At 62.7% G+C, this 24,686-nt stretch carries 20 protein-coding genes and 1 pseudogene; 7 read left to right on the top strand and 14 right to left on the bottom strand.

What is annotated here, in order from left to right; translation table 11 throughout:
• Positions 1 to 48 precede the first annotated feature (48 nt).
• Together ybbP and ybbA are read right to left on the bottom strand one after the other, a co-directional pair.
• Positions 49 to 2,481 (bottom strand): putative ABC transporter permease subunit YbbP, encoded by a 2,433-nt coding sequence (gene ybbP / locus AC4PR2_RS04940; protein ID WP_492174926.1) that lies wholly within the window; start codon positions 2,479 to 2,481, stop codon positions 49 to 51.
• The gene (ybbA, locus tag AC4PR2_RS04935) at positions 2,478 to 3,164 is read right to left on the bottom strand and encodes a putative ABC transporter ATP-binding protein YbbA (protein ID WP_004940192.1); all 687 of its coding nucleotides are present in this window, start codon (positions 3,162 to 3,164) and stop codon (positions 2,478 to 2,480) included. The genes ybbP and ybbA overlap by 4 nt, the downstream gene beginning before the upstream one ends.
• Here ybbA and tesA point away from each other — a divergent pair.
• The 3 genes and pseudogenes from tesA (at position 3,135) to AC4PR2_RS04920 (ending at position 5,507) form a co-directional block, all read left to right on the top strand.
• The gene (tesA, locus tag AC4PR2_RS04930; protein WP_164268474.1) at positions 3,135 to 3,773 is read left to right on the top strand and encodes a multifunctional acyl-CoA thioesterase I/protease I/lysophospholipase L1; all 639 of its coding nucleotides are present in this window, start codon (positions 3,135 to 3,137) and stop codon (positions 3,771 to 3,773) included. The two genes, ybbA and tesA, sit on opposite strands and share 30 nt — an antisense overlap.
• A 26-nt stretch (positions 3,774 to 3,799) precedes the next feature.
• Complete coding sequence (locus AC4PR2_RS04925) at positions 3,800 to 4,576, top strand: SDR family oxidoreductase (RefSeq protein ID WP_060423505.1); 777 nt, start codon at positions 3,800 to 3,802, stop codon at positions 4,574 to 4,576.
• 77 nt (positions 4,577 to 4,653) lie between these two features.
• Positions 4,654 to 5,507 (top strand): annotated as a pseudogene (locus AC4PR2_RS04920) (co-chaperone YbbN).
• A gap of 283 nt (positions 5,508 to 5,790) precedes the next feature.
• Here AC4PR2_RS04920 and cfa read toward each other — a convergent pair.
• The 5 genes from cfa to AC4PR2_RS04895 all read right to left on the bottom strand — a co-directional run bounded on the left by cfa (position 5,791) and on the right by AC4PR2_RS04895 (position 11,889).
• Positions 5,791 to 6,942 (bottom strand): cyclopropane fatty acyl phospholipid synthase, encoded by a 1,152-nt coding sequence (gene cfa / locus AC4PR2_RS04915; RefSeq protein ID WP_049199945.1) that lies wholly within the window; start codon positions 6,940 to 6,942, stop codon positions 5,791 to 5,793.
• A 194-nt stretch (positions 6,943 to 7,136) separates the two neighbouring features.
• On the bottom strand, positions 7,137 to 8,039 hold the full coding sequence (locus AC4PR2_RS04910) for a carbamate kinase (RefSeq protein ID WP_047025725.1): 903 nt from the start codon (positions 8,037 to 8,039) through the stop codon (positions 7,137 to 7,139).
• Between the two features lie 21 nt (positions 8,040 to 8,060).
• Complete coding sequence (locus AC4PR2_RS04905; protein ID WP_169318110.1) at positions 8,061 to 8,930, bottom strand: oxamate carbamoyltransferase subunit AllH family protein; 870 nt, start codon at positions 8,928 to 8,930, stop codon at positions 8,061 to 8,063.
• Positions 8,931 to 8,946: 16 nt separating this feature from the next.
• Positions 8,947 to 10,212, bottom strand: a complete 1,266-nt coding sequence (locus AC4PR2_RS04900) for a YlbE family protein (protein WP_055312589.1) — start codon at positions 10,210 to 10,212, stop codon at positions 8,947 to 8,949.
• A gap of 9 nt (positions 10,213 to 10,221) precedes the next feature.
• On the bottom strand, positions 10,222 to 11,889 hold the full coding sequence (locus tag AC4PR2_RS04895; protein ID WP_319857533.1) for an acyl-CoA synthetase FdrA: 1,668 nt from the start codon (positions 11,887 to 11,889) through the stop codon (positions 10,222 to 10,224).
• A gap of 358 nt (positions 11,890 to 12,247) precedes the next feature.
• Between AC4PR2_RS04895 and allD the strand changes: the two genes are divergently transcribed.
• From allD to allE, 4 genes are all read left to right on the top strand, one after another.
• Positions 12,248 to 13,297, top strand: a complete 1,050-nt coding sequence (gene allD / locus AC4PR2_RS04890; RefSeq protein ID WP_015376901.1) for an ureidoglycolate dehydrogenase — start codon at positions 12,248 to 12,250, stop codon at positions 13,295 to 13,297.
• A 172-nt stretch (positions 13,298 to 13,469) separates the two neighbouring features.
• Entirely contained in the window at positions 13,470 to 14,717 is a 1,248-nt protein-coding gene (gene allC, locus AC4PR2_RS04885; protein ID WP_047728615.1) for an allantoate deiminase, read from the top strand.
• Positions 14,714 to 15,973 carry an MFS transporter gene (locus AC4PR2_RS04880; protein WP_047728617.1) on the top strand — a complete coding sequence of 420 codons (1,260 nt, stop codon included), beginning with the start codon at positions 14,714 to 14,716 and terminating at the stop codon, positions 15,971 to 15,973. Before allC ends, AC4PR2_RS04880 begins: the two co-directional genes overlap by 4 nt.
• A 57-nt stretch (positions 15,974 to 16,030) precedes the next feature.
• Positions 16,031 to 16,816 (top strand): (S)-ureidoglycine aminohydrolase, encoded by a 786-nt coding sequence (gene allE / locus AC4PR2_RS04875; protein ID WP_063991010.1) that lies wholly within the window; start codon positions 16,031 to 16,033, stop codon positions 16,814 to 16,816.
• 57 nt (positions 16,817 to 16,873) lie between these two features.
• Here the strand turns inward: allE and AC4PR2_RS04870 are convergent, their stop codons facing one another.
• The 7 genes from AC4PR2_RS04870 to AC4PR2_RS04840 form a co-directional block, all read right to left on the bottom strand.
• On the bottom strand, positions 16,874 to 18,016 hold the full coding sequence (locus AC4PR2_RS04870) for a glycerate kinase (protein ID WP_308343052.1): 1,143 nt from the start codon (positions 18,014 to 18,016) through the stop codon (positions 16,874 to 16,876).
• Between the two features lie 129 nt (positions 18,017 to 18,145).
• Positions 18,146 to 19,399: an MFS transporter gene (locus AC4PR2_RS04865; RefSeq protein ID WP_492174925.1), complete on the bottom strand. Its 1,254-nt coding sequence runs from the start codon at positions 19,397 to 19,399 to the stop codon at positions 18,146 to 18,148.
• 254 nt (positions 19,400 to 19,653) lie between these two features.
• Complete coding sequence (gene glxR, locus AC4PR2_RS04860; RefSeq protein WP_033647242.1) at positions 19,654 to 20,535, bottom strand: 2-hydroxy-3-oxopropionate reductase; 882 nt, start codon at positions 20,533 to 20,535, stop codon at positions 19,654 to 19,656.
• Between the two features lie 10 nt (positions 20,536 to 20,545).
• The gene (gene hyi, locus AC4PR2_RS04855) at positions 20,546 to 21,325 is read right to left on the bottom strand and encodes a hydroxypyruvate isomerase (RefSeq protein WP_060433748.1); all 780 of its coding nucleotides are present in this window, start codon (positions 21,323 to 21,325) and stop codon (positions 20,546 to 20,548) included.
• 11 nt (positions 21,326 to 21,336) lie between these two features.
• On the bottom strand, positions 21,337 to 23,118 hold the full coding sequence (gene gcl / locus AC4PR2_RS04850; protein ID WP_033637372.1) for a glyoxylate carboligase: 1,782 nt from the start codon (positions 23,116 to 23,118) through the stop codon (positions 21,337 to 21,339).
• A gap of 119 nt (positions 23,119 to 23,237) precedes the next feature.
• Complete coding sequence (gene allR, locus AC4PR2_RS04845) at positions 23,238 to 24,053, bottom strand: HTH-type transcriptional repressor AllR (RefSeq protein ID WP_038875050.1); 816 nt, start codon at positions 24,051 to 24,053, stop codon at positions 23,238 to 23,240.
• Between the two features lie 70 nt (positions 24,054 to 24,123).
• Complete coding sequence (locus tag AC4PR2_RS04840) at positions 24,124 to 24,609, bottom strand: ureidoglycolate lyase (RefSeq protein WP_033647245.1); 486 nt, start codon at positions 24,607 to 24,609, stop codon at positions 24,124 to 24,126.
• Positions 24,610 to 24,686: the final 77 nt, after the last annotated feature.

Genomic DNA, 24,686 nt, shown 5'->3' with positions numbered 1-24,686 from the left:
AGGGGCTAGCCTTAGGCTAACCCCTTTTTTCATCCCGCTAAGTCAACATCACCCCTCATAACTGCGGAACAGCGCCCGGCCGCGCAGCAGGCGCACGCCCAGCCAGCCGCCGCACAGCGACAGCAGCAGCGCGCTGGCCAGCGGCAACGCCCACCACAGCACCGGCGTCGGCGTCCACGGGAAGTCGAATACCCGGCTCTGCAGCAGCCACAGCGCCGCCTCGGCGCCCACCGCCGCCGCGATGCCCGCCACCAGCCCCAGCAGGGCGAACTCGCACCACAGTGTGCGGCGCAGCAGCCGTTTGCCGGCCCCCAGCGTGCGGTACACCACCAGCTCCTGGCGGCGCTGACGCATGCCGACCTGCACCTGCGCCAGCAGCAGCAGGCCACCGCACAACACCACCAGCACCACCATCACCTCCAGCGCGCGGCTGACCTGCTGCAGCACGCCGCCGACCTGTTTCAGGATCGCGCCGATGTCCAACAGGCTGAGCGTCGGAAACTGGCGGTTGAGCTGGGTCAGCATCTGGCCGTCGCCGTCGTAGCGGAAGCTGGTAAGCCAGGTCTGCGGCTGGCCGTCCAGCGCGCCCGGCGGGAAGATAAAGTAAAAGTTCGGCTTCAGGCTTTCCCAATCCACCTGGCGCAGACTGGTGACCTTGGCGCTGAACGCCTGGGTATCGCCGCTGAAGGTCAGCGTGTCGCCCAGCGTGATCTTCAGCCGCCCGGCAATGCCTTCATCCATCGAGACTTCGCCGCTTTTCGGCGGCCAGCTGCCCGCCACCAGCGGATTATGATCCGGCAGATCGGCCAGCCAGGTCAGGTTCAGCTCGCGGTTCACCGCCTCGCCGCCCGGATCGTCTTCATGCACCCGCTCGGTCGCCAGCTGCTGGTTTATCTCGGTCAGGCGCACCCGGACGATCGGATAATAGGTTTCCGGCTTGATCTGGTGCTGCTGCAGGAAGGTTTTCACCTGCGGCACCTGCGCCTCGGTCATGTTGAGCAAGAAATAGTTCGGGCTGTCCGGCGGCAGCTGTTGCTGCCAGCGTTCGAGCAGATCGCCGCGCAGCACCAACAGCAGCGCCAGCAGCATGAACGACAGCGAAAATGCCGCCAGCTGGCTGATGGTCACCCACGGCTGATGCAGCAGGCGGTTAACCGCCAGCCGCAGCGCCAGGCTCTTGAGCGTGATGCGGCGCAGCAACAGCAGGCTGCCCCAGCCGATGCCGCCCAGCAGCAGCGCCAGCACCGCCATACCGGCCAGGATCGCCCACAGCAGCGTGCTGGCCCCCATCAGCGTCACCAGCAGCGCCACCACGACCGCCGCCGTCACCGGCAGGAAGTAGCGCAGCGGCCAGACGTTGGCCACCACGTCGCGGCGCAGCACCCGCAGCGGTTGGGTAGCCAGCAGCTGACGGTACGGCCGCAGCCCGACCAGCAGTGAAATCAGCACCAGCGCGCCGAGCGCCCACAGCCACGGCCAGGCGCCGGCGGCAGGCAATGCGGCCGGTAACACCGGTTTCAGCAGGCGAATCAACAGCGCTTCGAACGCCAGCCCGATCGCCCCGCCGCACACCGCCGCCAGCGCCATCACCGCCAGCCACTGGCCGACGATCAGCTTACGCAGCGCGCCGTGCCCGGCGCCGAGGGTTTTCAGCACCGCGATCAGATCGTAGCGGCTGCGGCAATAGTGGCTCATCGCCACCGCCACGGCGGCGATCGACAACAGCAGCGTCAGCAGGGCCGACAACAGCAGGAACTGTTGGGATCGCTGCAGCGACTTGCCGAGCGCGCTGCCGGACTCCTGCAGCCCGAACCAGCGCTGATCCGGCGTCAACTGCGGCGTCAGCCGTTCTTCGTAACGTTGAATATCCGGCTCGGCGCCGGCGAACATATAGCGGTAGGTCAGGCGGCTGCCCGGCTGCACCGCGCCGGTCTTATCGACGTCCGCCAGGTTGATCATGATGCGCGGCGCGGTCTGGAACGGGTTGAAGCCGGCGTCCGGCTCCTGAATGATTTCACCGGCGATGCGCAGCGTGGTGTCGCCCACCTCGAGCGAATCCCCGACTTTCACGTTCAGCAGCGCCAGCAGACGCGGTGTCACCAGCACGCTGCCCGGTTCGGGCTTGATGTTGGCCGGGCGCGTTTCCAGCTTGCCGTACAGCGGATAGGCCAGATCGGTGGCTTTCACGTCCGCCAGCTGCGGCCGATCGCCGGCATAGGTCATGGTGGTGAACGACAGCTGACGGCTCAGCTTCAGCCCCTGCTGCTGCGCGTCCAGCAGCCAGCCTTCCGGCACCGGATGCGCGCTGCGCAGCACCCGATCGCCGGCGATAAAGTCGCGGCTCTGTTGACTGAGCCCTTTGTCCATACGATCGCTGATGCTGCCCAGCGCCAGCACGCAAGCCACGGAGAGCGTCAGCGCCAGCCAAACGATCAGCAGCGACGGCGAGCGCCATTCGCGCCAGAACCAGCGCCAGATCATGCTTCCTCCCACAGCTTGCCTTCGCGCAGCCGCAGCCGCCGCTGGCAGCGCGCCGCCAGGGTTTCGTCATGGGTCACCAGGATCAGGGTGGTGTCAAAATCGCGATTGAGGGAAAACAGCAGGTCGGCGATGCGATCGCCGGTCTGACGATCGAGGTTGCCGGTCGGTTCATCGGCGAACAGCACCCGCGGCCGGCCGCTGAAGGCGCGCGCCAGCGCCACGCGCTGCTGCTCGCCGCCGGACAGCTGCGCCGGCAGGTGATCGAGCCGTTTGCCCAATCCCAGCTGTTCCAGCAGCTGCACCGCCTGCTCGCGGCTTTGCCTGTCGCTCTCGCCGCGCAGCAGCGCCGGCAGCTGCACGTTTTCCAGCGCGTTCAGCGTCGGCACCAGCATGAACGACTGAAACACGAAGCCGACGTTCCTGGCGCGCAGCGCGGCGCGGCCCTCTTCGTCCAACGCGGTCAACGACTCGCCAAGCAGGCGCACCTCGCCCTCGCTGCCGTCATCCAGCCCGGCCAAAATGCCCAGCAGGGTCGATTTCCCCGATCCGGATTCGCCGATCAGGGCGATCGTCTGCGCGGGTTTGACAAGCAGCTCGACTCCGGTAAGGATGGTGAGCTGATGCTCACCCTGACCAACGTGTTTACTAAGATGATGAACTTCAAGAACGTTTTCCGCTGGCATCTTCCCTTCCTTTTGCTGTTGGGATTATTCAGTTTACGCGCTGTCGCCGCCGATACCTTGTTGATTTTGGGCGACAGTTTAAGCGCCGGCTACCGCCTGCCGATCGAGCGGGCCTGGCCGACGCTGTTGGCCGAACAGTGGCAGAAAAAACCGGGCGCGCCACAGCTGGTCAACGCCAGCATCAGCGGCGACACCGCCGCACAGGGGCTGGCGCGTCTGCCCGCGCTGCTGAAACAGCATCAGCCGCGCTGGGTGCTGATCGAGCTGGGCGCCAACGACGGCCTGCGCGGTTTCCCGGCGCAGGACGTACAGCGCGATCTCGGCCAGATCATCACACAGGTGCAGCAGGCCGGCGCACAGCCGCTGCTGATGCAGATCCGCATCCCGCCGAACTACGGCCGCCGCTATACCGAAGCGTTCAGCGCCGTTTACCCGGCGCTGGCCAAGCAGTTCAACATTCCGCTGCTGCCGTTCTATATGGAACAGGTGGTGGTGAAGCCGGAATGGATGCAGGATGACGGATTGCACCCCAATGGGGACGCCCAGCCGTTTATCGCCACCTGGATGGCGGAGCGCCTGGAACCGCTAGTAAAACATGAGTCTAACTAAATTAGGGTCGTACACTAGGTAAAGTTATGCAAAAAGCAGTATTGATAACCGGCTGCTCCAGCGGGATTGGACTGATTGCGGCGCAGGATCTGCGCAACCGCGGCTATCGGGTGCTGGCCGCCTGCCGCAAACCGCAGGACGTGGAAAACATGCGCCAGCTCGGGCTGGAAGGCATCGAGCTGGATCTGGACGACAGCGCCAGCGTCGAGCGCGCCGCCGCCGAGGTGATCGCGCTGACCGGTGGCCGCCTGTACGGCCTGTTCAACAACGGCGGCTTCGGCGTTTACGGCCCGCTCAGCCGCATTTCGCGCAGCCAGCTGGAGCGGCAGTTCGCTACCAACCTGTTCGGCACCCACCAGCTGACCCAGCTGCTGTTGCCCGCGATGTTGCCGCACGGCGAAGGGCGCATTATCCAGACCAGTTCGGTGATGGGGCTGGTCTCCAGCGCCGGGCGCGGCGCCTACGCCGCCAGCAAGTTCGCGTTGGAGGCCTGGTCGGACGCGCTGCGCATGGAGCTGCACGGCAGCGGCATTCAGGTCAGCCTGATCGAACCGGGGCCGATTTCTACCCACTTTAGCCAGAACGTCAACCAGGCGCAGAGCGACAAGCCGGTGCACAACCCCGGCATCGCCAAGCGCCTGACGCTGCCGCCGGAGGCCATTCTGCCCAAGCTGCGCCACGCGCTGGAAAGCCCGCGCGCCAAACTGCGCTACCCGGTGACCCTGCTGGCGCACGCCATGAGCGTGCTGCGCCGCATTCTGCCGGGCCGCTGTCTGGATTGGCTGCTGCGCAGCAACGCTTAATTCGCCCGCCGGGGTTGAAGAATGGCGGCGCGCCCCCATCTACACCCCATGGCTCCGCACGATCAGAGAGAAAAAAGATGCTAGCTCAAGCTGTTGTTGATATTAACGAAACTAACCTGCACCAGACGCTGGAACAATCGATGTCCATTCCGGTGCTGTTCTACTTCTGGTCCGAGCGCAGCCAACACTGCCTGCAGCTCACGCCGGTGCTGGACAAGCTGGCGGCGGAATACGCCGGTCAGTTTATTCTGGCCAAGGTGGACTGCGACGCCGAACAGATGATCGCCTCCCAATTCGGGCTGCGCTCCATTCCGACGGTCTACCTGTTCAAAGACGGCCAGCCGGTCGACGGCTTCCAGGGCCCGCAGCCCGAAGAAGCGATCCGCGACTTGCTGCAGCGTTTCCTGCCGAAGGAAGAAGACCTGAAACTGGCGCAGGCGCAGGAACTGCTGGCCGCCGGCAACGCCGCCGAAGCGCTGCCGCTGCTGAAAGACGCCTGGCAGAGTAGCCAACAGCGCAGCGACATCGGCCTGACCCTGGCCGAACCCAGATCGCGCTCAGCCGCAGCGAAGACGCCGAAGCGGTGCTGGCAACCATCCCGCTGCAGGATCGCGATACCCGCTATCAGGGCCTGGTGGCGCAGATTGAACTGTTGAAGCAGGCGGCGGACACGCCGGAAATCCAACAGCTGCAACAGCAGGTGCAGCAGCAGCCGGACAACGTCGAGCTGGCGGTGCAGCTGGCGCTGCAGCTGCATCAGGTCGGGCGTAACGAAGAAGCGCTGGAGCTGCTGATGGGGCATCTGAAGAAAGATCTGGCCGCCGCCAACGGCAACGCGCGCAAGACTCTGATGGACATTCTGGCCGCGCTCGGCACCGGCGACGCGCTGGCCGCTAAGTATCGCCGCCAGCTGTACTCCCTGCTGTACTGATATACCCTTCTTCTTTCCAGCCGCATCGTTATCGGCTGCATGTTCGAACCCCAGTCACTTAGTTATCTAAGCTCCTGGGGTTTGTCACGTTTGCCGCCTGGACGCAACTGGAAATCCATTGGGTATATCTGTTGTCCCAAAGTAAATATTGAAGGGTATCCCCTAAATAGTTCGAGTTGCATCAAGGCGGCAAGTTTGTAAGTCCCCGGGAGCTTACTCAAGTAAGCGAGCGGGGCGCGCAAACGCAGCCAACACAGATGCAGCTTGAAATATGACGGGGATATCAGCGATAGACCCGCACCCCACCTTCCACGCCCGCCGGGCTGAACAACACCTGCCACAGCTGAATGTTGCGCGAACGGAACGCGCCGGCGCAGGCGTTCAGGTAATAAGTGAACATGCGTTCGAAGCGCTCGGAATAGCCGCCGGCCAACTCTGGCCACGCCCGTTTGAAGTTCTCCAGCCAGGCCATCAGCGTGCGATCGTAATCGGCGCCAAAGTTGTGCCAATCCTCCATCACAAAACGCCCTTCGCTGGCCTCGGCGATATGCCGCACCGAAGGCAGGCAGCCGTTGGGGAAGATGTATTTGTCTATCCAGGCGTCGACGTTGAGATCGGTCTGATTGGAACCGATGGTGTGCAGCAGGAACAGGCCATCCGGCTTCAGGTTGCGCGCCGCGACGCTGAAATAGGTCTCATAGTTTTTCGGCCCGACGTGCTCGAACATGCCGACCGATACGATGCGATCGAACTGGCGATCCAGATCGCGGTAGTCCTGCAGCAAGATCTCGACGTCCAGCCCGGCGCAGCGTGCCTGCGCCAGCTTCTGCTGCTCGGCGGAAATGGTCACGCCGTGCACCGAGACGCCGTAGTTTTGCGCCGCAAACTGCGCCAACCCGCCCCAGCCGCAGCCGATATCCAGCAGCGTCATGCCCGGTTTCAGCTGCAGTTTTTCGCAGATCATCCGCAGCTTGGCCTGCTGCGCCTGCTCGAGCGTCTGCGCCTCTTTCCAGTAGCCGCAGGAGTATTGCATGTAAGGATCGAGCATCGCCCGGAACAGGTCGTTGCCGATGTCGTAGTGCTCTTTGCCCACCTGCCAGGCGCGCTTGCGCGATTGGCGGTTGAACAGCCGGGCATAGGCAACGCGCGCGATGTCGCTCAGGCTTTTCGGCAGCCGCTCATCGACGCCGGCCTGCAGAATGCGGGTGAACAGCATGTCCAGCCGTTCGCACTCCCACCAGCCGTCCATATAGCCTTCGCCAAAACCGAGCGAGCCTTCCTGCAAAATGCGTTTGAACAACGCCGGGTTGTGCACCCGGATATCCCAGGCGCGCGGGCCGTTGATGGCGACGCCGGCTTCCGCCAACATCTCCTCCACAATGCGATACCAGCGATCCTTCTTCTGGGCGAGTTCATCAACACTGAGCGAATCCATAACAATCCTTGGCCGAAATGTCATTTCAAAAAGCATAGTCGCAAATAAAAATGACAAATTTTTGACGGTAAATACGGGGGTGTTTTTACTCTAGCCAAGGCGAGCAACATCATGAAATGAATAAAAATTATTGAAATCATGCCATTTAGGCATACTTATCCGCGCCAGCGCGGGCGCGGATAAACCGACGGCGGCTAAGGCAAAATAGAGGTGCCGGCCTGGCCCGCCAGCACCGCGTCGATATCCTGCAGGCCACCGATATGGGCCGTCCGCCCGGTGCGATCGACGAAGCGGCTGACCGCCATGATCTTCGGCCCCATGGCGCCGTCCGCCACCGCCATCGGCGCCAGTTCCTGCGTGGTGGCGCGCCGGATAGCGCGCTGGCGCGGCGTGCCCCACTCCTGGTACACCGCGTCGGCATCGGTGAGGATCACCAGATGATCGGCCCCCACCTGCTCCGCCAACAGCGCCGCAGCCAGATCTTTGTCGATCACCGCTTCGCTGCCCGTCAGCCCATGCTCGCCGGCGATCATCGGGATACCGCCGCCGCCGTTGCAGATCACGATGTGCCGCTGCGACAGCAGCAGCGTGATCGCCTCGATGTCGAGGATCTTTTGCGGCGCCGGCGAAGGCACCACCCGGCGGATGTAGTTGCCGTCCGCCTTCAGCGTCCAGCCGTATTTGGCCTCCAGCGCCTGCCGCTGTTCCGGCGCATACACCGGCCCGATGAACTTGCTCGGCGCCTGATAATCCGCATCCTGCGCATCCACCAGCACCCGCGTCAGCAGCGTGGACACCGGCTGCTGCGGATGGCTGGCGCTCAGCTGCTGCGCCAGCATATAGCCGATCATGCCCTGGCTTTCGGCCACCAGAATATCCAGCGGATAAGGCGGCACATCGCGGTACGCCAGGTTCTGCAACGCCAGCAGCCCCACCTGCGGCCCGTTGCCGTGTACGATGGCAATGCGGTATTTCTGCGCCAGCTTGCCGATGGCGTCGGCGATAAGGGCGATGCTCTTATACTGATTTTCCGCAGAGAGCACGGCTCCGCGCTGCAACAGGGCGTTGCCGCCCAACGCAATGACCAAGGTTTTCATGGTTTGCACCCGTAGTTGAAATCATACCGTCCCGGCCGGATCCGCGATCCGGCCCTCGTGTTCACACCGCGCGCCGCACAGTGCGTTAATCGTCGTCACCCCCAGCCACACGCCCAGCAGCGTGTCCGCTCCCGAGAAGTGCCCCAGGCTCAGCACCGCCGCCACCGCCGCCGATACGCCTTCAGGCGCCCGCAGCCCCTGCGCCAACGCATGCAGCGGCGTGGCGAACAGGCCCTGCTCGGCGTAACGCAGGTAGTGCGCGCTCACCAGCGTGGTCAGCGCGTCCAGCGGTGGCGTCTGGGCGAAAAACGGCGCCAGCCCGCTAACCGGGATGCGGCTGTCGAGGTGGGCGCTCAGCAGCAGGCCGAGCAAGGTGTCGTCGTTGCTCGGCGTCAGCCCCGGCCCCTTGCCCAGCGCCTGGTGCCAGTCGACCGTGTCGCCCCGCAGCCAACGGGAAAAATCCCGCACCAGCGCGGCCGGCTCCGGCGTTAACGGCTGCCTCACCAATCGGCCCAGCTCGCCGTGCAACCCGCACTGCGCCGTGCAGCGCTGCAATACCGCCGTCAGCGGCCGATCGGCAATGGCCGCACGCGGCGCCAGCGCCAGATCCCGCGCCGCCGCGGCGGGCCGCACCAGGAGCGCATCCAACGTGATGCCTGTGGCGGAGAAAGCGCAGCGTCGTACGGACGGCACCACACGCCGCACGCGATCGAAATCCCGCGCGCCGAGCTGCCACCCCATCGGACTCAGGCCGCTGCCGGCGCGGTGCAGCGTCAGCAGCCGTGCGTTTTCCGTCAGGAAATTGATCGCGTTGTTGAAGCTGCCGACGCAGCGCAGCGCGCCGTAATCCTGCGTCGCATGGCGGCTGCCGGCCAACGCGATAATGTCCATATGCGCCTCCGTTCGCTTACGCCGTAATGCCGAGCTTGTCGGCCAGCGCTTCGATCGCTTTCTCGAAGCAGCCGAGCGGTGCACGCACCGTACCGGCGCCAATTTGCCCGACCCCGGCTTCGCGGTGGGCGATGCCGGTGTTGATCAGCGGCGTGATGCCGGTTTCCACCACCCGCCGGGCATCCAGCCCCAGGCAGGCGCCCTGGAAGTCCCAGGTCGGGATCTGCAGCATCATGTTGCGTTCGAGGTAGATTTCCGCCATCTCCTCGGAGATGTCGGTGGCGGCGCTCATGCCGCCGGAAGCCCCGACGAAGCGCGTCACGCCCGGTGCCGCCACCATCGCCGCGCCGCCAATGCCGAAGGTTTCGGTGATCGCGCTGTCGCCGATGTCCGGGTTGGCGTCTGCCTGGCTGAAGCCGGAGAAGAACAGCCCTTCCGGCGTGTTCACCGGCGCGGTGAACCAACGATCGCCCATCCCGCTGATCTTGATGCCGAAATTCTTGCCGTTGCGGGTCATTACCGTGACGATGGTGCCCTGCTCAATCTCCGCCCCGGCGTCCATCGCCGCCTTGCAGTAGGCCATCGCCAGATTGAGGAAGAACTGATCGGTGATGCTGAGGAACTGCATCACCTGCGCCAGCTCCGCCTTATCGCGCGGCAGCAGGCTGATCTCCGGCGCCAGCCTGCGCATCAGCAGCGCCGAGGCCGCGATATTGCGCTGGTGGAATTCGTCCCCCATGCTGATCGCCTGCGCCATCAGCGCGGTCAGATCGATCCCTTCCTCCAGCGTCGCCAGCACCGCTTTCAGCACCGGGGCCAGCGAGTCGCGCATCCAGCGCAGGCGCTGCTGCACGTCCTCGCCGTAGGCGCCGAAGCGCATCACTTTGCCGATGCCTTCGTTCATGTTGCAGTAGGCGTAATTGCCGTGAACGGTGTTCCTGACCACCACCATCGGCATGTGGGCCGAGGTGATGCCGCCCATCGGCCCCACCGCGCTCACGCTGTGGCACGGGATAAACTCGATTTCCCCCTGCGCCAGCAGCGCCAGCGCCTGCTGCTCATCCTGCGCCCAGCCTTCGAACAGGCAGGCACCGATGCAGGCGCCGCGCACCGGGCCGCTCATCTCTTGCCAGGTGACCGGCGGGCCGGCATGCAGCAGCTTGCGCCCTTCGGCCAGCTGCGGGATCAAGCGGTGCGCCAGATCCACATCCTGCCAGTGCGGGCGCGCCTCGCGGATACGGGCGATAACGGCGGCGTTTGCTTGCTCAATCGTTGCGTACATAGCGGTTCCTTACTTTAATTTTTTCAAGATGTTGGCTAATCGTTGATCGCCACCGGCTACCGGCGCCCACTGGTAATGCACCACCGGAATGTCGCTGGTTTGCAGGTCATCGGCGAAGCTGCGCAGCCCGGCGTTGATCACCGCGACGCCGTCCAGCAAGGCCGGCCGTTCGCGTTCGGGTGCGGGTAAGACGGGGGTAATCAGCTGATGCGCCAGCGCGACCGCCGCCGGCAGCGACGGCATCACCGCGATGCCGGCTTCCTGCAGGGTGGCGATTTGCCGCGAGCGCTGCTGCGGATCCTGTTCGGTGCCGGTGACGGTGGCGATTGCCGCCAGCGGGTGGGCCGCGCCGCGCGCCGCGCGCACGTTGGCCACCTCAGCCGCCAGCGACGCCGCCGGATCGTCCTGAGCGCCGAAGCCGATCACCACGTCCAGCAGCAACACGCCAGTCTGCGGCTGCTGCGCCAGGCGGGCGATTTCTTGATTGCGGGCGGTCGGGTCAATCATCGGGTGCGGGCGCCCCTGGGTATAAAAGTCATCGCCCATGTCGATAATGCGATGGCCGTCGGCCACCAGCATGGCGCCGCGCGGGTGTTCGCTATCCACCGGCAGGGACAGTTTTTCCGCCAGCAGCATCGCGCATTCGGCCGCCAGCGTGCCGCCGGCGTACAGCCCGGCGATGTTGCCGCCGGGGACCGCTGGCTGCTGCGCCGCCTGTTGCTGCACGCAGCCCAGCATCGCCGCCAGCCGCGCCGCTTCATCCAGCGTGGCGGCGAACGTGATGTTGCCCTCCTGGCGCACGGCGGACTGCGCGCCGAGGAACAGCGCCACCACCGGCTTGCCGAGCGCTTTCATCTCGTCGATCACCCGTTGGCGCACCTCGGGTGCCGGCGGTTTGGACACGAACGCCAGCACAAGACTCTGCGGATCCGCTGCCAGCATGCGCAGCGCGCTGATGGCGCTGATGCCGCCGATCTCCGCCGTCAAATCCCGCCCGCCGAGGCCAATGGCGTGCGAGATGCCCTGGCCTGCCAGGGTAATTTGCGAAATAAGCTCCTGAATGCCGGTGCCGGAGGCGCCCACTACGCCGATAGAGCCGGCGGGCGCCACGTTGGCGAACGCCAGCGGCGCGCCGGCGATGCAGGCGGTGCCGCAGTCCGGCCCCATCACGATCAGCCCGCGCTCGCGCGCCTTGGTTTTCAGCGCCACTTCCTGCGCCACGCTGACGTTGTCGGAGAACATCATCACGTTGCAGCCGTCTTCCAGCGCGCTATCCGCCAGCTCCGCCGCGTATTCGCCGGCGATCGAGATCAGCGCCAGATTGGCGGCGGGCAGCTTCTGCCTGGCGGTGCGCCAGCTACGTGCCCGCAGCAGTTTTTTGCCGCCCTGGCCCCCCTGCGCAATCGCCTTGAGCGCCGTCTCCAGCGCCGCGCCGATCTCCTCGGCGATCGTCTCGTCGGCGGACTCCGCTTTGATCGCCACGCAAATATCGTTCGGCGTCGCTTCGCTAAACTGCGGGTGCCAGAAACCGGTCACCTCCAATAAGGACTTATTGGCCGGTGTCCCCATCATGACGGATATTTCCTCGACCTTGGGAGATTCACTGAGTTTGCGGGAGATCAACATCAGGCTGACGGAATCCTGAAAGCTCCCCTTTTTAATAAAAGCATGGATCATGGTGATATCCTTAAGACAGCATTTAATAATATCGGCAATATTTCCCGCACCGGCGGTGCGGCGATGCATTGAATCCAGCGAAAAGGTTAATGATCAAGCTACAAATTAAAACCACGCCCAGAGGTGAGTACGGTCACACTTTATCTATTGTTAGAAAAAATAACTTAATCGCCTGAATATTAGTTAATCCAGACGGGAATAATCATTTATAAAAAAACTTCTAACAATGGCGATTTAATTCAACGAATTTTTAATCCAATCGGATAAAACGCATCTGGATCACATTATTCCCCCCCGGTATTTATACATTACAACGCAGAGGCGAATTAAATAAACCGTAGTGATAAAAGGACTGTATATGAAGGTCTCTAAACAACAATTACATCAGCTTATCCAGCAAAAAATTCACGCCGCCGGCCTGAGCCAGGAACACGCCGGCATCGTCGCCGACGTGCTGGTTCATGCCGATGCGCGCGGCATTCATTCTCACGGCGCGGTCAGGGTCGAATACTATTCCGAACGCATCAGCAAAGGCGGCACCAACAATCACCCGCATTTCACCTTTGAAAAAACCGGCCCCTGCAGCGCCATTTTCGACGGCGACAACGGCGCCGGGCACGTGGCGGCCAAGCTGAGCATGGATCGCGCCATCGAGATGGCGAAAGAGAATGGCGTGGCGGTGGTGGGCGTACGCCGCATCGGCCACAGCGGGGCGCTGTCGTACTTCGTGCAGCAGGCGGCGCGCGCCGGCATGGTCGGCATTTCGCTGTGCCAGTCCGATCCGATGGTGGTGCCGTACGGCGGCGCCGAGGTCTACTACGGCACCAACCCCATCGCCTTCTCCGCGCCGGGCGAAGGCGACGAGCTGATCACCTTCGATATGGCCACCACCGTACAGGCCTGGGGCAAAGTGCTGGACGCCCGCTCGCGCAACGCCGCCATCCCGGATACCTGGGCGGTGGACGCCGAGGGTAAGCACACCACCGATCCGTTCGCCGTCAGCGGGCTGCTGCCGATCGCCGGGCCGAAAGGCTACGGCCTGATGATGATGGTCGACGTGCTGTCGGGCATTTTGCTCGGCCTGCCGTTCGGCAAACACGTCAGCTCGATGTATCACGATCTCAGCGCCGGCCGGGAATTGGGCCAATTGCATATCGTTCTGAACCCGGGTTATTTCACCAACGAATCCGCATTCCGTAAAAATATCAGCCAGGTCATGAAAGAATTGAATGCCGTTAAGCCGGCGCCGGGCGTCAGCAAAGTGCTTTATCCAGGGCAGAACAGCCATGCGCGTGAAATGGAAAGCGAGAAAAACGGTATCGAAATCGTCGACGATATTTATCAATACTTAATTTCAAATGCTATTTACCAGCGTTCTTACGACCATAAAGATCCCTTCGCCAGTTAACGCACTCTTATTATCGTGGGCTTTTTACGCCGCGGCTCGCGGTTGATATGTCAGAGCCGGGGAGAAAAAAGAAAACCTTCATCAGCGCGCTCAGCGCAATAGGCCGGCCGGCGGCGAATAGCATCAGCCCTGGCCGCATCGCCGCTGAGACACAACATGCGGGCAGGTAAACATGAAAGACTTCCAACAAGAAATCCGTGATATTTCCGGCTGGTTATCGAAAATCGGCGCCGACCCCAGCGGCGGCATGACGCGTCTGCTTTATACCCCGGAATGGATCGAAGCGCAGCACGCGTTGAAAAACGCCTTCGAGGCCGCCGGGCTGAACACCCATTTTGATGCGGTCGGCAACCTGTTCGGCCGACTGGAGGGCAGCAAATACCCCGACCAGGTGATTCTCTCCGGTTCGCACATCGACACGGTGGTCAACGGCGGCAACCTCGACGGCCAGTTCGGTATCGAAGCCGCCTTCATGGCGATCAAACACCTCAAGGACACCTACGGCCCGCCGCTGCGCAGCCTGGAAGTCATCGCGCTGGCGGAAGAAGAAGGCAGCCGCTTCCCTTATGTGTTCTGGGGCAGCAAGAACATCGTCGGCCTGGCCCGGCGGGAAGACGTGCAACACATTACGGACGCCAAGGGCGTCGGCTTCGTCAACGCCATGCGCGACGCCGGTTTCGATTTCCCTCCGCCGCATCAGCCGCTGCGCAGCGACATCGCGGCCTTCGTCGAGATCCACATCGAGCAGGGCAAGGTGCTGGAAACCGAAGGCAAAACCATCGGCGTGGTGACCAGCATCGTCGGCCAACGGCGTTATGACGTGCGGCTGCAGGGCGAAGCCAACCACGCCGGCACCACCCCGATGAGCTATCGCCGGGATACCGTGCACGCTTTCAGCCGCATCTGCTGCGAATCGATCGCCAAGGCGCGCGCCGAGGGCGATCCGCTGGTGCTGACCTTCGGCAAGGTGGAGCCGAAGCCGAACACCGTCAACGTGGTGCCGGGCTTCACCCACTTCACCCTCGACTGCCGCCACACCGATCAGGCCGCGCTGCTGCGCTTCACACAAGAGATCGAGCAGGATATCCAGCGCATCTGCGCCGAGATGGGCATCGAGGCCGAGATCGATCTGTGGATGGACGAAGCGCCGATCCCGATGAACGAACAGCTGGTGGCCTGCGTCAGCCGCCTGTGCGAAACGCAGCGGCTGAATTACCGCATGATGCATAGCGGCGCCGGGCACGACTCGCAAATCTTCGCCCCGCGCGTGCCGACGGTGATGATGTTCGTGCCGAGCATCGCCGGTATCAGCCATAACCCGGCGGAAAAAACCGCCGTCGCCGATCTGAACGAAGGGGTGAAAATCCTGGCGCAGACGCTGTATCAGCTGGCCTACACCGAACAGGGGGCCGAGGCATGAGCAACGACATCGACCCGCGCTACTGGAAAAAGATCGTCGTCGTGCTCTGTCTGGGCTGGGCGGTGATCTGGATCTATCGCACCGTCCTGACGCCGATCTTCCCCGAGATCCAACAAACCATCGGTGCGCACTCCAATGCGGAAATGGGGCTGATCGCCAGCTTCTACTTCTTCGCCTACACCGGGATGCAGATCCCGGCGGGCATCCTGGTGGACAAATTCGGCAAGAAGGTGGTGCTGATCCCGGGCTTCTGCCTGTTCATCATCGCCACGCTGCTGATCGGCAACGCCACCAGCCTGACCATGGTCTATGCCGGCAGCCTGCTGGCGGGCATGGGCTGCGGCTCTTATTACGGCTCGGCCTACTCCCTGTCGTCGGAGAATATCCCGCTGGAACGCCGTGGCCTGGCGACCGCGGTGATCAACAGCGGCTCGGCGCTCGGCATGGCCATCGGCCTGATCGCCTCCAGCCTGCTGGTGAAAAGCTTCAACATGAACTGGCAGATCATGCTGTTCATCATCACCGGCCTGCTGGTGGTGATGACGCTGGTGTTCGCCGTGGTCATCAAAGGCTCGCAGCCTCAAGCCCCGGCGGCCGTCAGCCAGACCGTTGCGCCGACGGCTGCCGAGCCCGAAGAGGACGGCCAGGCCAGCGGCCTGTTCAGCCTGCGCATGATCTCCGCCTACGCGATGTACTTCGCCACCTGCTACGGCTACTACATGATAGTCACCTGGCTGCCCTCGTTCCTGCAGCAAGAGCGCGGCTTTGAAGGGGTAGCCATCGGCTTCTCCTCCGCCCTGGTGGCGTTCGCGTCGGTGCCGGGCGCGCTGTTCTTCAGCCGCATGTCCGACCGTTTCCGCAACAAGAAGGTGCAGCTGATCATTTTCCTCGAGCTGTGCGCGGCGGTGATGCTGGTTTGCACCGTCATTTCGCCGGACTCCACCATGCTGCTGATCAGCCTGATCCTGTACGGGTTGCTGGGTAAGCTGGCGGTCGATCCGATCATGATCTCCTTCGTCGCCGACAACGCGCCGAAGAAAGGCTATGGCACCAGCTTCGGCGTGTTCAACTTCTTCGGCATGTCCTCGTCGGTGATCGCCCCCTTCCTCACCGGCGTGATCTCCGACAGCACCGGCTCCAAGGTGATGGGCTTTTACATCTCCGCCGCCATCCTGCTGGTGGGCACCGCCATTTTCTTCACCGTCAACGTCTTGATGAAACGCACTACGGCAGCCCGAACGGCCACCGAGGCCTGACGGCGCTTTTTTACCGGGCGCCGCCGCGGCGCCCTTTCAACGATCAGGAGAATCAACGTGGGTTACTTCAACAATCAAACCGGTTATCCAACCGACATTCTGTCAACGCGTGCCATCATCAAACGCGGCAACTATGCGCTGATCCCGCCGAACGGCCTGGTGCGCAACGTCATTCCCGGTTTTGAAAACTGCGACGTCACCATCTTGTCGACGCCGAAACTGGGTGCCACCTTCGTCGATTATCTGGTGACGCTGCACGACTGCGGCCGCAACACCAAAGGCTTTGGCGGCGAAGAGCTCGAAACCTTCGTGTACGTCATCGACGGCGCCATCACCGCTTCCGCCGACGCCACCGACTACCCACTGACCGCCGGCGGCTACCTTTACTGCCCGGCGGGCGTCACGATGCGGTTGGAAAACGCCAACGGCGGCCAATCCAGCCGCCTGTTCCTCTACAAGCGCCGCTATCAGCGCATCAAGGGTTACGAGGCGCACGTGGTCAGCAACAACGTCGCCAACCTGGAGAAGATCCACTACGAGGGCATGAGCGAGGTGATCCTGCAGGATCTGCTGCCGAAAGATCTGGGCTTCGACATGAATATGCACATCCTCTCCTTCGCCCCCGGCGCCAGCCACGGCTACATCGAGACCCACGTGCAGGAGCATGGCGCCTACATTCTCAGCGGTGCCGGCGTGTACAACCTGGACAATGAATGGATGCCGGTGAAGCAAGGCGACTACATCTTCATGGGCGCCTATGTGCAACAGGCGGGCTATGCGGTGGGCCAGGAAACCTTCAGCTACATCTACTCCAAGGACTGCAACCGCGACGTCGAGCCGTAAGCGCTTCGCCGCCAAAACCAAGGCCACCTGCTCGCGCAGCGTGGCCTTCTTTTTTATTTATCCCAATCGCCGGCCGATACGCATCGCGCGGGCGACGTTGGCGGCGCTGCGCTGCAGGTTGAGTTCCCCTTGCGACAGCGCGACCGCCAGCGTGCTCAGGCGCGGCAGAATGCTGAACATCGCATCGATCCCCTGCGCGTGCAGCGCCTCCGCCCCGTCCTCCACCACGCCGGCCAGCGCGATGACCGGCAGGCCATGCGCCCGCGCCAGACGAGCGACGCCGGACAGCGCCTTGCCGCCCAGCGTTTGGCTGTCGATGCGCCCTTCGCCGGTGATCAGCAGATCGGCCTCCGCCAGCGCCTGCTCCAGGCCCAGCGCCGCCATCACGATCTCGATGCCCGGCTTCAGCGTTGCGCCGAGAAACACCTGGCAGGCGATCCCCATGCCGCCCGCCGCCCCGCCGCCGGCGACGTGCCGCACGTCGCGGCCGGTACTCTGGCGGATCACCTCGGCATACTGCGTCAGGCCCTGCTCCAACTGCGCCACCATCGCCGCCGTCGCGCCCTTCTGCGGCCCGAACACCGCCGCCGCGCCGCGCGGCCCCACCAGCGGATTGTCTACGTCGCAGGCGACCTCAATTCGGCACTGCCGCAGGCGCGCATCCAGCGTACTGAGATCGATTCCGCTCAGCGTCGCCAGCTCGCCGCCGCCCCACGGCAGCGCCTTGCCGTCCGGACGGTAGAAGCGCCCGCCCAGCGCCTGCACCATGCCGACGCCGCCATCCACCGTGGCGCTGCCGCCGATGCCGAGGATCAGGTGGCGAATGCCCTGATCCAACGCATGCAGGATCAGTTCGCCGGTGCCGTAGCTGGTCGCCAGCAGCGGGTTACGGCGCTCCGCCGGCGTCAGCATTAACCCGCTGGCCGCCGCCATTTCGATCACCGCCGTCTTGCCGTCGCCGCTGACGCCGTAAAACGCCGCCACCCGTTCCCCCAGCGGCCCCGTGGCGGTCACGCTCACTTTGCGCCCGCCGGTGGCGGCCACCAGCGCGTCCACCGTGCCTTCGCCACCGTCGGCGATCGGCAGGCACACGCACTCGGCATCGGGATAAACCTCGTGAAAGCCGCGCGCGATCGCCCGCGCCGCCCGCTCCGCGCTGACGCTTTCTTTAAATGAATCCGGTGCAATAACAATTTTCATGATGCCTCCTTTATTCGAGACGAAATAAAAAATGGCCATGCCTTCCCCCGCTGAAATAATCAGATGAGAAATGCATGGCGAAATAAAATAAAACTGTTGCCGACTATTTAATGAAGATAATGGGAAGTGTTATTTATTGACCCATTTCGCCGGCACGCTGTAGGTTAATATCGCCCCCAGTATCATCATTGTCGATAAGACGCACATCGCCGCCAAATTGCTGTGGGTCAGCTGTTTGAAATAACCGATGATATAAGGCGAAATAAAACCGCCGATATTGGCGATGGAATTGATGAGCGCAATGCCCGCCGCGGCGCAGGTGCCGGTAAAAATGGCGTTCGGCAGGCTCCAGAACAGCGGCGACGGCACCAGGCTCGACGCCACCGCCACGCACAGCGCCGCCATCACCACGTGCTTGTTGTCCGGGAACAGGCCGATAAAGATCAGCGACACCGCGGCGATGCAGAACGGCACGATGATGTGCCAGCGCCGCTCGCGATGCTTGTCCGAACTGCGCGCGGCCACCAGCATCGCCACCACCGCCAGCATGTACGGCAGCATGGTCAGCAACCCGATATCCATCACCGAGGTCACGCCGGTGTCGCGAATGATGGTCGGAACCCAAAACGCCAGCCCGCCCTGGCCCATCACGGTGCAGAAGCAAATCAGCCACATTTTGGTGAACGCGGACGATCTCAGCATGCTTTTCATCGTCCATTCCTGCCCGCCGGCACCGCCCTGGCGCGGCGCGCTCTGCGCCATATCCTCTTTGATCAGCGCCTTCTCCTGCGGGCTGAGCCACTTGGCGCTCTGATAGGTATTATTCAGGAAACAGAAGATGACGACGGCGATCAGCAGCGCGCGCGGGCCGCTGATAAAGAACAGCCACTGCCAGCCGGAGAGGTTCATCAGGCCGTTCATGTGCTCGATGATCCACCCGCACAGCGGGCCGCCGATGATGTTGCTGACCGGGATGCCACACACGAACAGCGCGGTCATCTTGGCGCGCTGGCTGGACGGGAACCACAGCGTCAGATAGAGGATCACGCCGGGGTAGAAGCCGGCCTCCGCCAGCCCCAGCAGGAAACGCGCCAGGTAGAATTGCCAGGGATTGGTGATAAAGATGCTCAGCATCGAAATCGCCCCCCACACCACCATCAGCAGCGCGATGATCTTTCTGGCGCCGTAGCGGCTCAGCAGAATGTTACTGGGTACCCCGGCGATGATATAGCCGATGAAAAACACCCCGGCGCCCAGCCCGTAAACGGCTTCGGCCATCGAGACATTGCCGTTCAGAATATCGGGCATCATTTGAAATTTCGAAAACGAGATCCCAACCCGATCGAGATAACCGACGATATAGCTCACTAATAAAATGGGCATAATGCGCCAGGCGATTTTTCGATATAAACGGTTTTTGTCAGGGGCGGTAAGAATATCTTTATCAATAACAGCATTATCGGTTGCCATATTCAGTGTCTCCTCGGTTGGCATCCTGCTTTTTACTTTTTATTGTGCTGAATCATTTTTTATTGGATTGGCGGGGACCCTCTTTATTTATCATAAAGAGGGCGTTATTAATGTCGAACATCTCTGATTCTAACGATAAGCCGGCAAATCAAATGCCGGGGGTGCTCTTAGCCGGCCACCCGGTGGTTGCCCATGATTTCCAGCGCCCGCACCAGCGCGGAGTGATCCAGCTCGCCGTCGCCATTGGCGGCGCAGACGTTGAACAGCTCCTGGCAGGTGGCGGTATTCGGCAGGCTGAGCGCCAGCGCCTTCGCGCCCTGCAGCGCCAGGTTGAGATCCTTCTGGTGCAGCGAGATGCGGAACCCCGGCGCGAACGCCCGCTTGATCATCCGCTCACCGTGCACCTCCAGAATGCGCGACGAGGCGAAACCGCCCATCAGGGCTTCGCGCACCCGGGCCGGATCGGCGCCGGCGCGCGAGGCGAAGACCAGCGCCTCGGAGACCGCTTCGATGGTCAACGCCACGATGATCTGGTTGGCGACCTTGCAGGTTTGCCCGTCGCCGTTGCCGCCGATCAGCGTGATGTTCTTGCCCATCAGCGCCAGCAGTGGCTGCACCCGTTCGAAGGTCGCTTCCTCGCCGCCCACCATGATGGTCAGCGTGCCCTGTTTGGCACCCACTTCGCCGCCGGAAACCGGCGCGTCCAGATACTGGGCGCCCAGCTGGTTGATACGCTGCGCGAATCGCTTGGTCTCCAGCGGTGAAATGGAGCTCATGTCCACCACCACTTTGCCGTTCAACTTGCCGGCGGCGCAGCCGCGTTCACCGAACAGCACCTCTTCCACCTGCGGCGTATCCGGCACCATGATAAAGATCACGTCCGCCTCATCCGCCACCTGCTGCGGATCGCGGCAGGCGATGGCCCCTTGCTGCAACAGTGCCGCCGGCACCTCATGCCGGGTGTGGGCGTAAAGCGTGTGCCCACCCGCCAGCAGTTTTTCCGCCATCGGCGCGCCCATGATGCCCAGACCGATAAATCCCACTTTCATTTTCATCTCCTCAAGACAGGTATTTTTTAATCCATGACAGGCCGCTTTCCGTGGTGGTGAGCGGTTTGTATTCACAGCCGATCCAGCCGCGATAACCCATGCGATCCAGCTGCGCGAAGATAAACTCGCAGTTGATTTCACCGGTGCCCGGCTCGTGCCGCCCCGGATTGTCGGCGACCTGAATGTGGTCGATCTTCGCCAGCAGGCGCTCAAGGGTCTGCGTCAGCTCTCCTTCCATGCGCTGCATATGGTAAAGGTCGTACTGCAGATACAGGTTGGGGCTGCCGATCGCCTCGATCAGTTCGATCGCCTGCCGGGAGGTTTGCAGGTAGAACTGCGGCATGTCGTAACGGTTGATCGGTTCGATCAGTAGACGGATATTCTGCCGCGCCAGAGTGTCGGCGGCGTAGCTCAGGTTCTCCTTCACCCGTTCGTCGGTGGCGTGGCGGCCGACGGCGGGATCCGGATTGCCGATCAGGCAGTTGATGCGATCGCAGCCCAGCGCCTGCGCATACTCGATCGCGCGCCCGACGCCGTCGCGGAACTCCGCTTCGCGCCCCGGCAAGCAGGCGATGCCCCGTTCGCCCGCCGCCCAGTCGCCGGCCGGCAGGTTGAACAGCACCTGGCTCAGGCGATGCGCCTCCAGTTCGCTGCGCAGCGCGGCGATCGGGTAGTCATAGGGGAACATATATTCCACCGCGCTGAAGCCCTGCTCCTTCGCCCGGCGGAAGCGCTGCATGAAATCGACTTCGGTGAACAGCATGGACAGGTTGGCTGAAAATTTCGGCATGGTAAGGTTCCTCAACGGTAATCAAAGAAGTTGACCGAGGTCGGCGCGTCTTCCGGTGTTGCCGCCACCGGTTCGAACTCGTTGACGTTATCCAGCTCGGTGCCCATGGAAATATTGGTGACGCGCTCCAGGATGATTTCCACCACCACCGGCACCCGGTGCTGCTGCATCAGCTCCTGGGCCTGACGAAACGCCGGCGCAATCTCTTCCGGTTTGAACACCCGCAGCGCCTTGCAGCCCAGCCCTTCCGCCACCTTGACGTGATCGACGCCGTACTCGCCAATCTCCGCATTGTTAATGTTTTCAAACGACAGCTGCACGCAGTAATCCATGTCGAACCCGCGCTGCGCCTGGCGGATCAGCCCCAGATAGGCGTTGTTCACCAGCACGTGGATATAGGGCAGCTTGAACTGTGCGCCGACCGCCAGCTCTTCAATCATAAATTGGAAATCATAGTCGCCCGACAGCGCGACCACCTTGCGCTGCGGATCGGCGGCGCATACGCCCAGCGCCGCAGGCAGCGTCCAGCCCAGCGGGCCGGCCTGGCCGGCGTTGATCCAGTGACGCGGCTCGAAAACGTGCAGCATTTGCGCGGCGGCGATCTGCGACAGCCCGATGGTGGTGACGTAGCAGGCATCGCGACCAAAGGCGCGGTTCATCTCTTCATACACCCGCTGCGGCTTGACCGGCACGTTGTCGAAGTGGGTTTTGCGCAGCAGCGTTTGCTTGCGCTGCAGACAGGCAGCGCACCAAGCGTCGCGATTCGGCAACTCGCCGCGCTCGAAGCGGCGCTTTGCCGTATCCACCAGCATTTGCAGCGCGATGCGCGCGTCGGAGACGATGCCCAGATCCGGGCAGATCACCCGGCCAATCTGCGTCGGCTCAATATCGATGTGCACCACCTTGCGCCCGGCGGTGTACTTGTCCACCGAGCCGGTGTGGCGGTTGGCCCAGCGGTTGCCGATGCCGAACACCAGATCCGAATCCAGCAGGTTGGCGTTGCCGTAGCGGTGCGAGGTTTGCAGGCCCGCCATGCCCGCCATCAGCGGGTGATCGTCCGGAATGGCGCCCCAGCCCATCAAGGTCGGGATCACCGGCACGTTGCAGATCTCCGCCAGCTGCTGCAGCAAATCCGCCGCGTCGGCGTTGTGAATGCCGCCGCCGGCGATGATCAGCGGTTTTTTCGCCGCGCACAGCAGATCCAGCGCTTTGTCGATCTGCGCCTGGGTGGCCGCCGGCTTATAGGCGGGCAGTGAAGAGTAGGTGTCCGGATCGAACTCGATCTCCGCCATCTGCACGTCGAAAGGCAGGTCGATCAGCACCGGGCCCGGCCGGCCGGAGCGCATCAGGTGGAACGCCTGCTGCAGCACGCGTGGCACCAGCGCCGGTTCCTGCACGGTGACCGCCATCTTGGTCACCGGCTTGGCGATCGATTCGATGTCTACCGCCTGAAAATCTTCTTTGTGCAAACGCGCACGCGGCGCCTGGCCGGTGATGCACAGGATCGGGATCGAATCGGCGGAGGCGGAGTAAAGGCCGGTGATCATGTCGGTGCCCGCCGGGCCGGAGGTGCCGATGCACACGCCGATGTTGCCGGCGGCGGCGCGGGTGTAACCTTCCGCCATGTGCGAGGCCCCTTCCACGTGCCGCGCCAGGTAGTGTTTGATGCCGCCGTGCCGCCGCATCGCATCGTAGAACGGGTTGATCGCCGCGCCGGGCACGCCGAACGCGGTGGTGATCCCTTCTTTTTCCAGCACGTGCATTGCCGCGTCTACCGCTCGCATAATTGCCATGTGATGCTCTCCTTAATTTATTGGAAAGTTTTTCCAACTTAAAATTGCGGTCAAAAAAACCCGTTTGCTCATCAAACGGGGAGTCTTGCTCCGCGCCGGTTCAGTCCGGCGCGCGACGTTTACGCCTTGCTGCGCGATTCGCCCAGCGCGGCGCTGATGTCTCTGGCCACTTCACCCACCAGTTCGCCCAGCTCCTTGAACCGCTCCTTGCCGACCCGCGAACTCGGCCCGGAGATGGAGATGGCGGCGATCACGTTGTTGTTGCGATCGAAAATCGCCGAAGCCAGGCAGTTCAGGCCAAGCGCGTGCTCTTCATCGTCGATGGTGTAGCCCTGCGCCAGCGACTGATGCAGATCCTTGCGCAGCAGGTTCACGCTGGTCAGCGTCTTGGGCGTGTAGGATTGCAGCCCCGAACGCACGATCAGATCCAGCATCTCCTCTTCCGCCAGCGGGTACAGCAGCGCTTTGCCGGCGCCCGAGGCGTGCAGCGGCAAGCGGCTGCCCAGCGGCGCGCACATGCGCACCATCGCCTGGCACTCGCATTGACGAATCAGCACCGCGTCGAAATTGTTGCGGATCGCCAGGTTGGCGGTCTCACCGGACAGCAGCATCAGCCGGCGCATGAACGGCCCGGCCACCGATACCACGTCGCGATCGTTCATGTAAGCGGAACCGACGGTGAACGACTGAATGCCGATATGCCACCAGCCCAGCTGTGGATCCTGAAAGACGAATTCCGATTTCTCCAGCACTTTCAACAATCTGAAGGTGGTGGACAGCGGCAGCTCCAGCTTTTCGGACAGCACGGAAACCGACGAACTCCCTCCGGCGTTGGCCAGGTACTGGAGGATCTCCAGCCCGCGATCCAACGCCTGCGCCCCTTTGGTGGCGCCGGCTTCGGTGGCGGGTCGTCCTTTCCTGCGTAATTCGGTCATTCAAGCTTCCTTTGTCAGTAACGGCATGGGTGACGCTATGATAAACGCCCTGCGCGGCGTGCGGCCAGCGCTATGCCAAAACTATGCGATACGGCTCCGGCAAGCGGCTGACCACGCAGTTGTCGGCACCTGCGCGATCGATGGTGAAAAAGTCGGTGACCTTCGCATAGGCAAACAGCGGATGGTGCCAGACATTGCGGTGATAGTTAATTCCCTGCTTGCCGTTGGTGATAAAGGCGCGCAGCGTGCCGATGGGGATGGTTTCGCCCGGTTCGGCGACGATCACCACGAAGCGTTCGCCGTTCATCGGCACAAAGGCCTGCGACGAGAGCGGATGCTTTTCCAACAGGGAAAAGGTCATCGGCAGATCGCAGGGTTCCGCCCGGTTGATGCTGGCCAGCACCCGGTTGCCGTCGGACACCTCTATCTTGGCGAGATCGTGATAACGCTCGGTTTTTCCGTCATTGATATGAAAGAAACGCGAGCCCTCTATCTGCAATACATCGCCGTAAGGCGCAAAGGCCGCCGGCGTTAATTCTTCGATGACTAAATCCATGTGATTCTCCCAAGCGCATGACCCAGACGGCGATTGAACGGCGATATTTCACCCAACGCCTTCACTCTAGACAGCGC

Source organism: Serratia sp. A07, assembly GCF_058725505.1.
Note: the sequence above shows the minus strand (reverse complement) of the source record. Positions and strands in the feature narration are given on the sequence as shown.

What these genes read in the sequence shown, in the direction of transcription:
- allD (WP_015376901.1), top strand. Translation starts at nt 12,248, where the DNA reads ATGAAGGTCTCTAAACAACAATTACATCAGCTTATCCAGCAAAAAATT.
- AC4PR2_RS04870 (WP_308343052.1), bottom strand. Translation starts at nt 18,016, where the DNA reads ATGAAAATTGTTATTGCACCGGATTCATTTAAAGAAAGCGTCAGCGCG.
- glxR (WP_033647242.1), bottom strand. Translation starts at nt 20,535, where the DNA reads ATGAAAGTGGGATTTATCGGTCTGGGCATCATGGGCGCGCCGATGGCG.
- AC4PR2_RS04910 (WP_047025725.1), bottom strand. Translation starts at nt 8,039, where the DNA reads ATGAAAACCTTGGTCATTGCGTTGGGCGGCAACGCCCTGTTGCAGCGC.
- allR (WP_038875050.1), bottom strand. Translation starts at nt 24,053, where the DNA reads ATGACCGAATTACGCAGGAAAGGACGACCCGCCACCGAAGCCGGCGCC.
- AC4PR2_RS04900 (WP_055312589.1), bottom strand. Translation starts at nt 10,212, where the DNA reads ATGTACGCAACGATTGAGCAAGCAAACGCCGCCGTTATCGCCCGTATC.
- AC4PR2_RS04865 (WP_492174925.1), bottom strand. Translation starts at nt 19,399, where the DNA reads ATGCCCATTTTATTAGTGAGCTATATCGTCGGTTATCTCGATCGGGTT.
- hyi (WP_060433748.1), bottom strand. Translation starts at nt 21,325, where the DNA reads ATGCCGAAATTTTCAGCCAACCTGTCCATGCTGTTCACCGAAGTCGAT.
- AC4PR2_RS04895 (WP_319857533.1), bottom strand. Translation starts at nt 11,889, where the DNA reads ATGATCCATGCTTTTATTAAAAAGGGGAGCTTTCAGGATTCCGTCAGC.
- tesA (WP_164268474.1), top strand. Translation starts at nt 3,135, where the DNA reads ATGAACTTCAAGAACGTTTTCCGCTGGCATCTTCCCTTCCTTTTGCTG.
- ybbP (WP_492174926.1), bottom strand. Translation starts at nt 2,481, where the DNA reads ATGATCTGGCGCTGGTTCTGGCGCGAATGGCGCTCGCCGTCGCTGCTG.
- AC4PR2_RS04925 (WP_060423505.1), top strand. Translation starts at nt 3,800, where the DNA reads ATGCAAAAAGCAGTATTGATAACCGGCTGCTCCAGCGGGATTGGACTG.
- gcl (WP_033637372.1), bottom strand. Translation starts at nt 23,118, where the DNA reads ATGGCAATTATGCGAGCGGTAGACGCGGCAATGCACGTGCTGGAAAAA.
- AC4PR2_RS04905 (WP_169318110.1), bottom strand. Translation starts at nt 8,930, where the DNA reads ATGGACATTATCGCGTTGGCCGGCAGCCGCCATGCGACGCAGGATTAC.
- AC4PR2_RS04880 (WP_047728617.1), top strand. Translation starts at nt 14,714, where the DNA reads ATGAGCAACGACATCGACCCGCGCTACTGGAAAAAGATCGTCGTCGTG.
- cfa (WP_049199945.1), bottom strand. Translation starts at nt 6,942, where the DNA reads ATGGATTCGCTCAGTGTTGATGAACTCGCCCAGAAGAAGGATCGCTGG.
- allC (WP_047728615.1), top strand. Translation starts at nt 13,470, where the DNA reads ATGAAAGACTTCCAACAAGAAATCCGTGATATTTCCGGCTGGTTATCG.
- AC4PR2_RS04840 (WP_033647245.1), bottom strand. Translation starts at nt 24,609, where the DNA reads ATGGATTTAGTCATCGAAGAATTAACGCCGGCGGCCTTTGCGCCTTAC.
- ybbA (WP_004940192.1), bottom strand. Translation starts at nt 3,164, where the DNA reads ATGCCAGCGGAAAACGTTCTTGAAGTTCATCATCTTAGTAAACACGTT.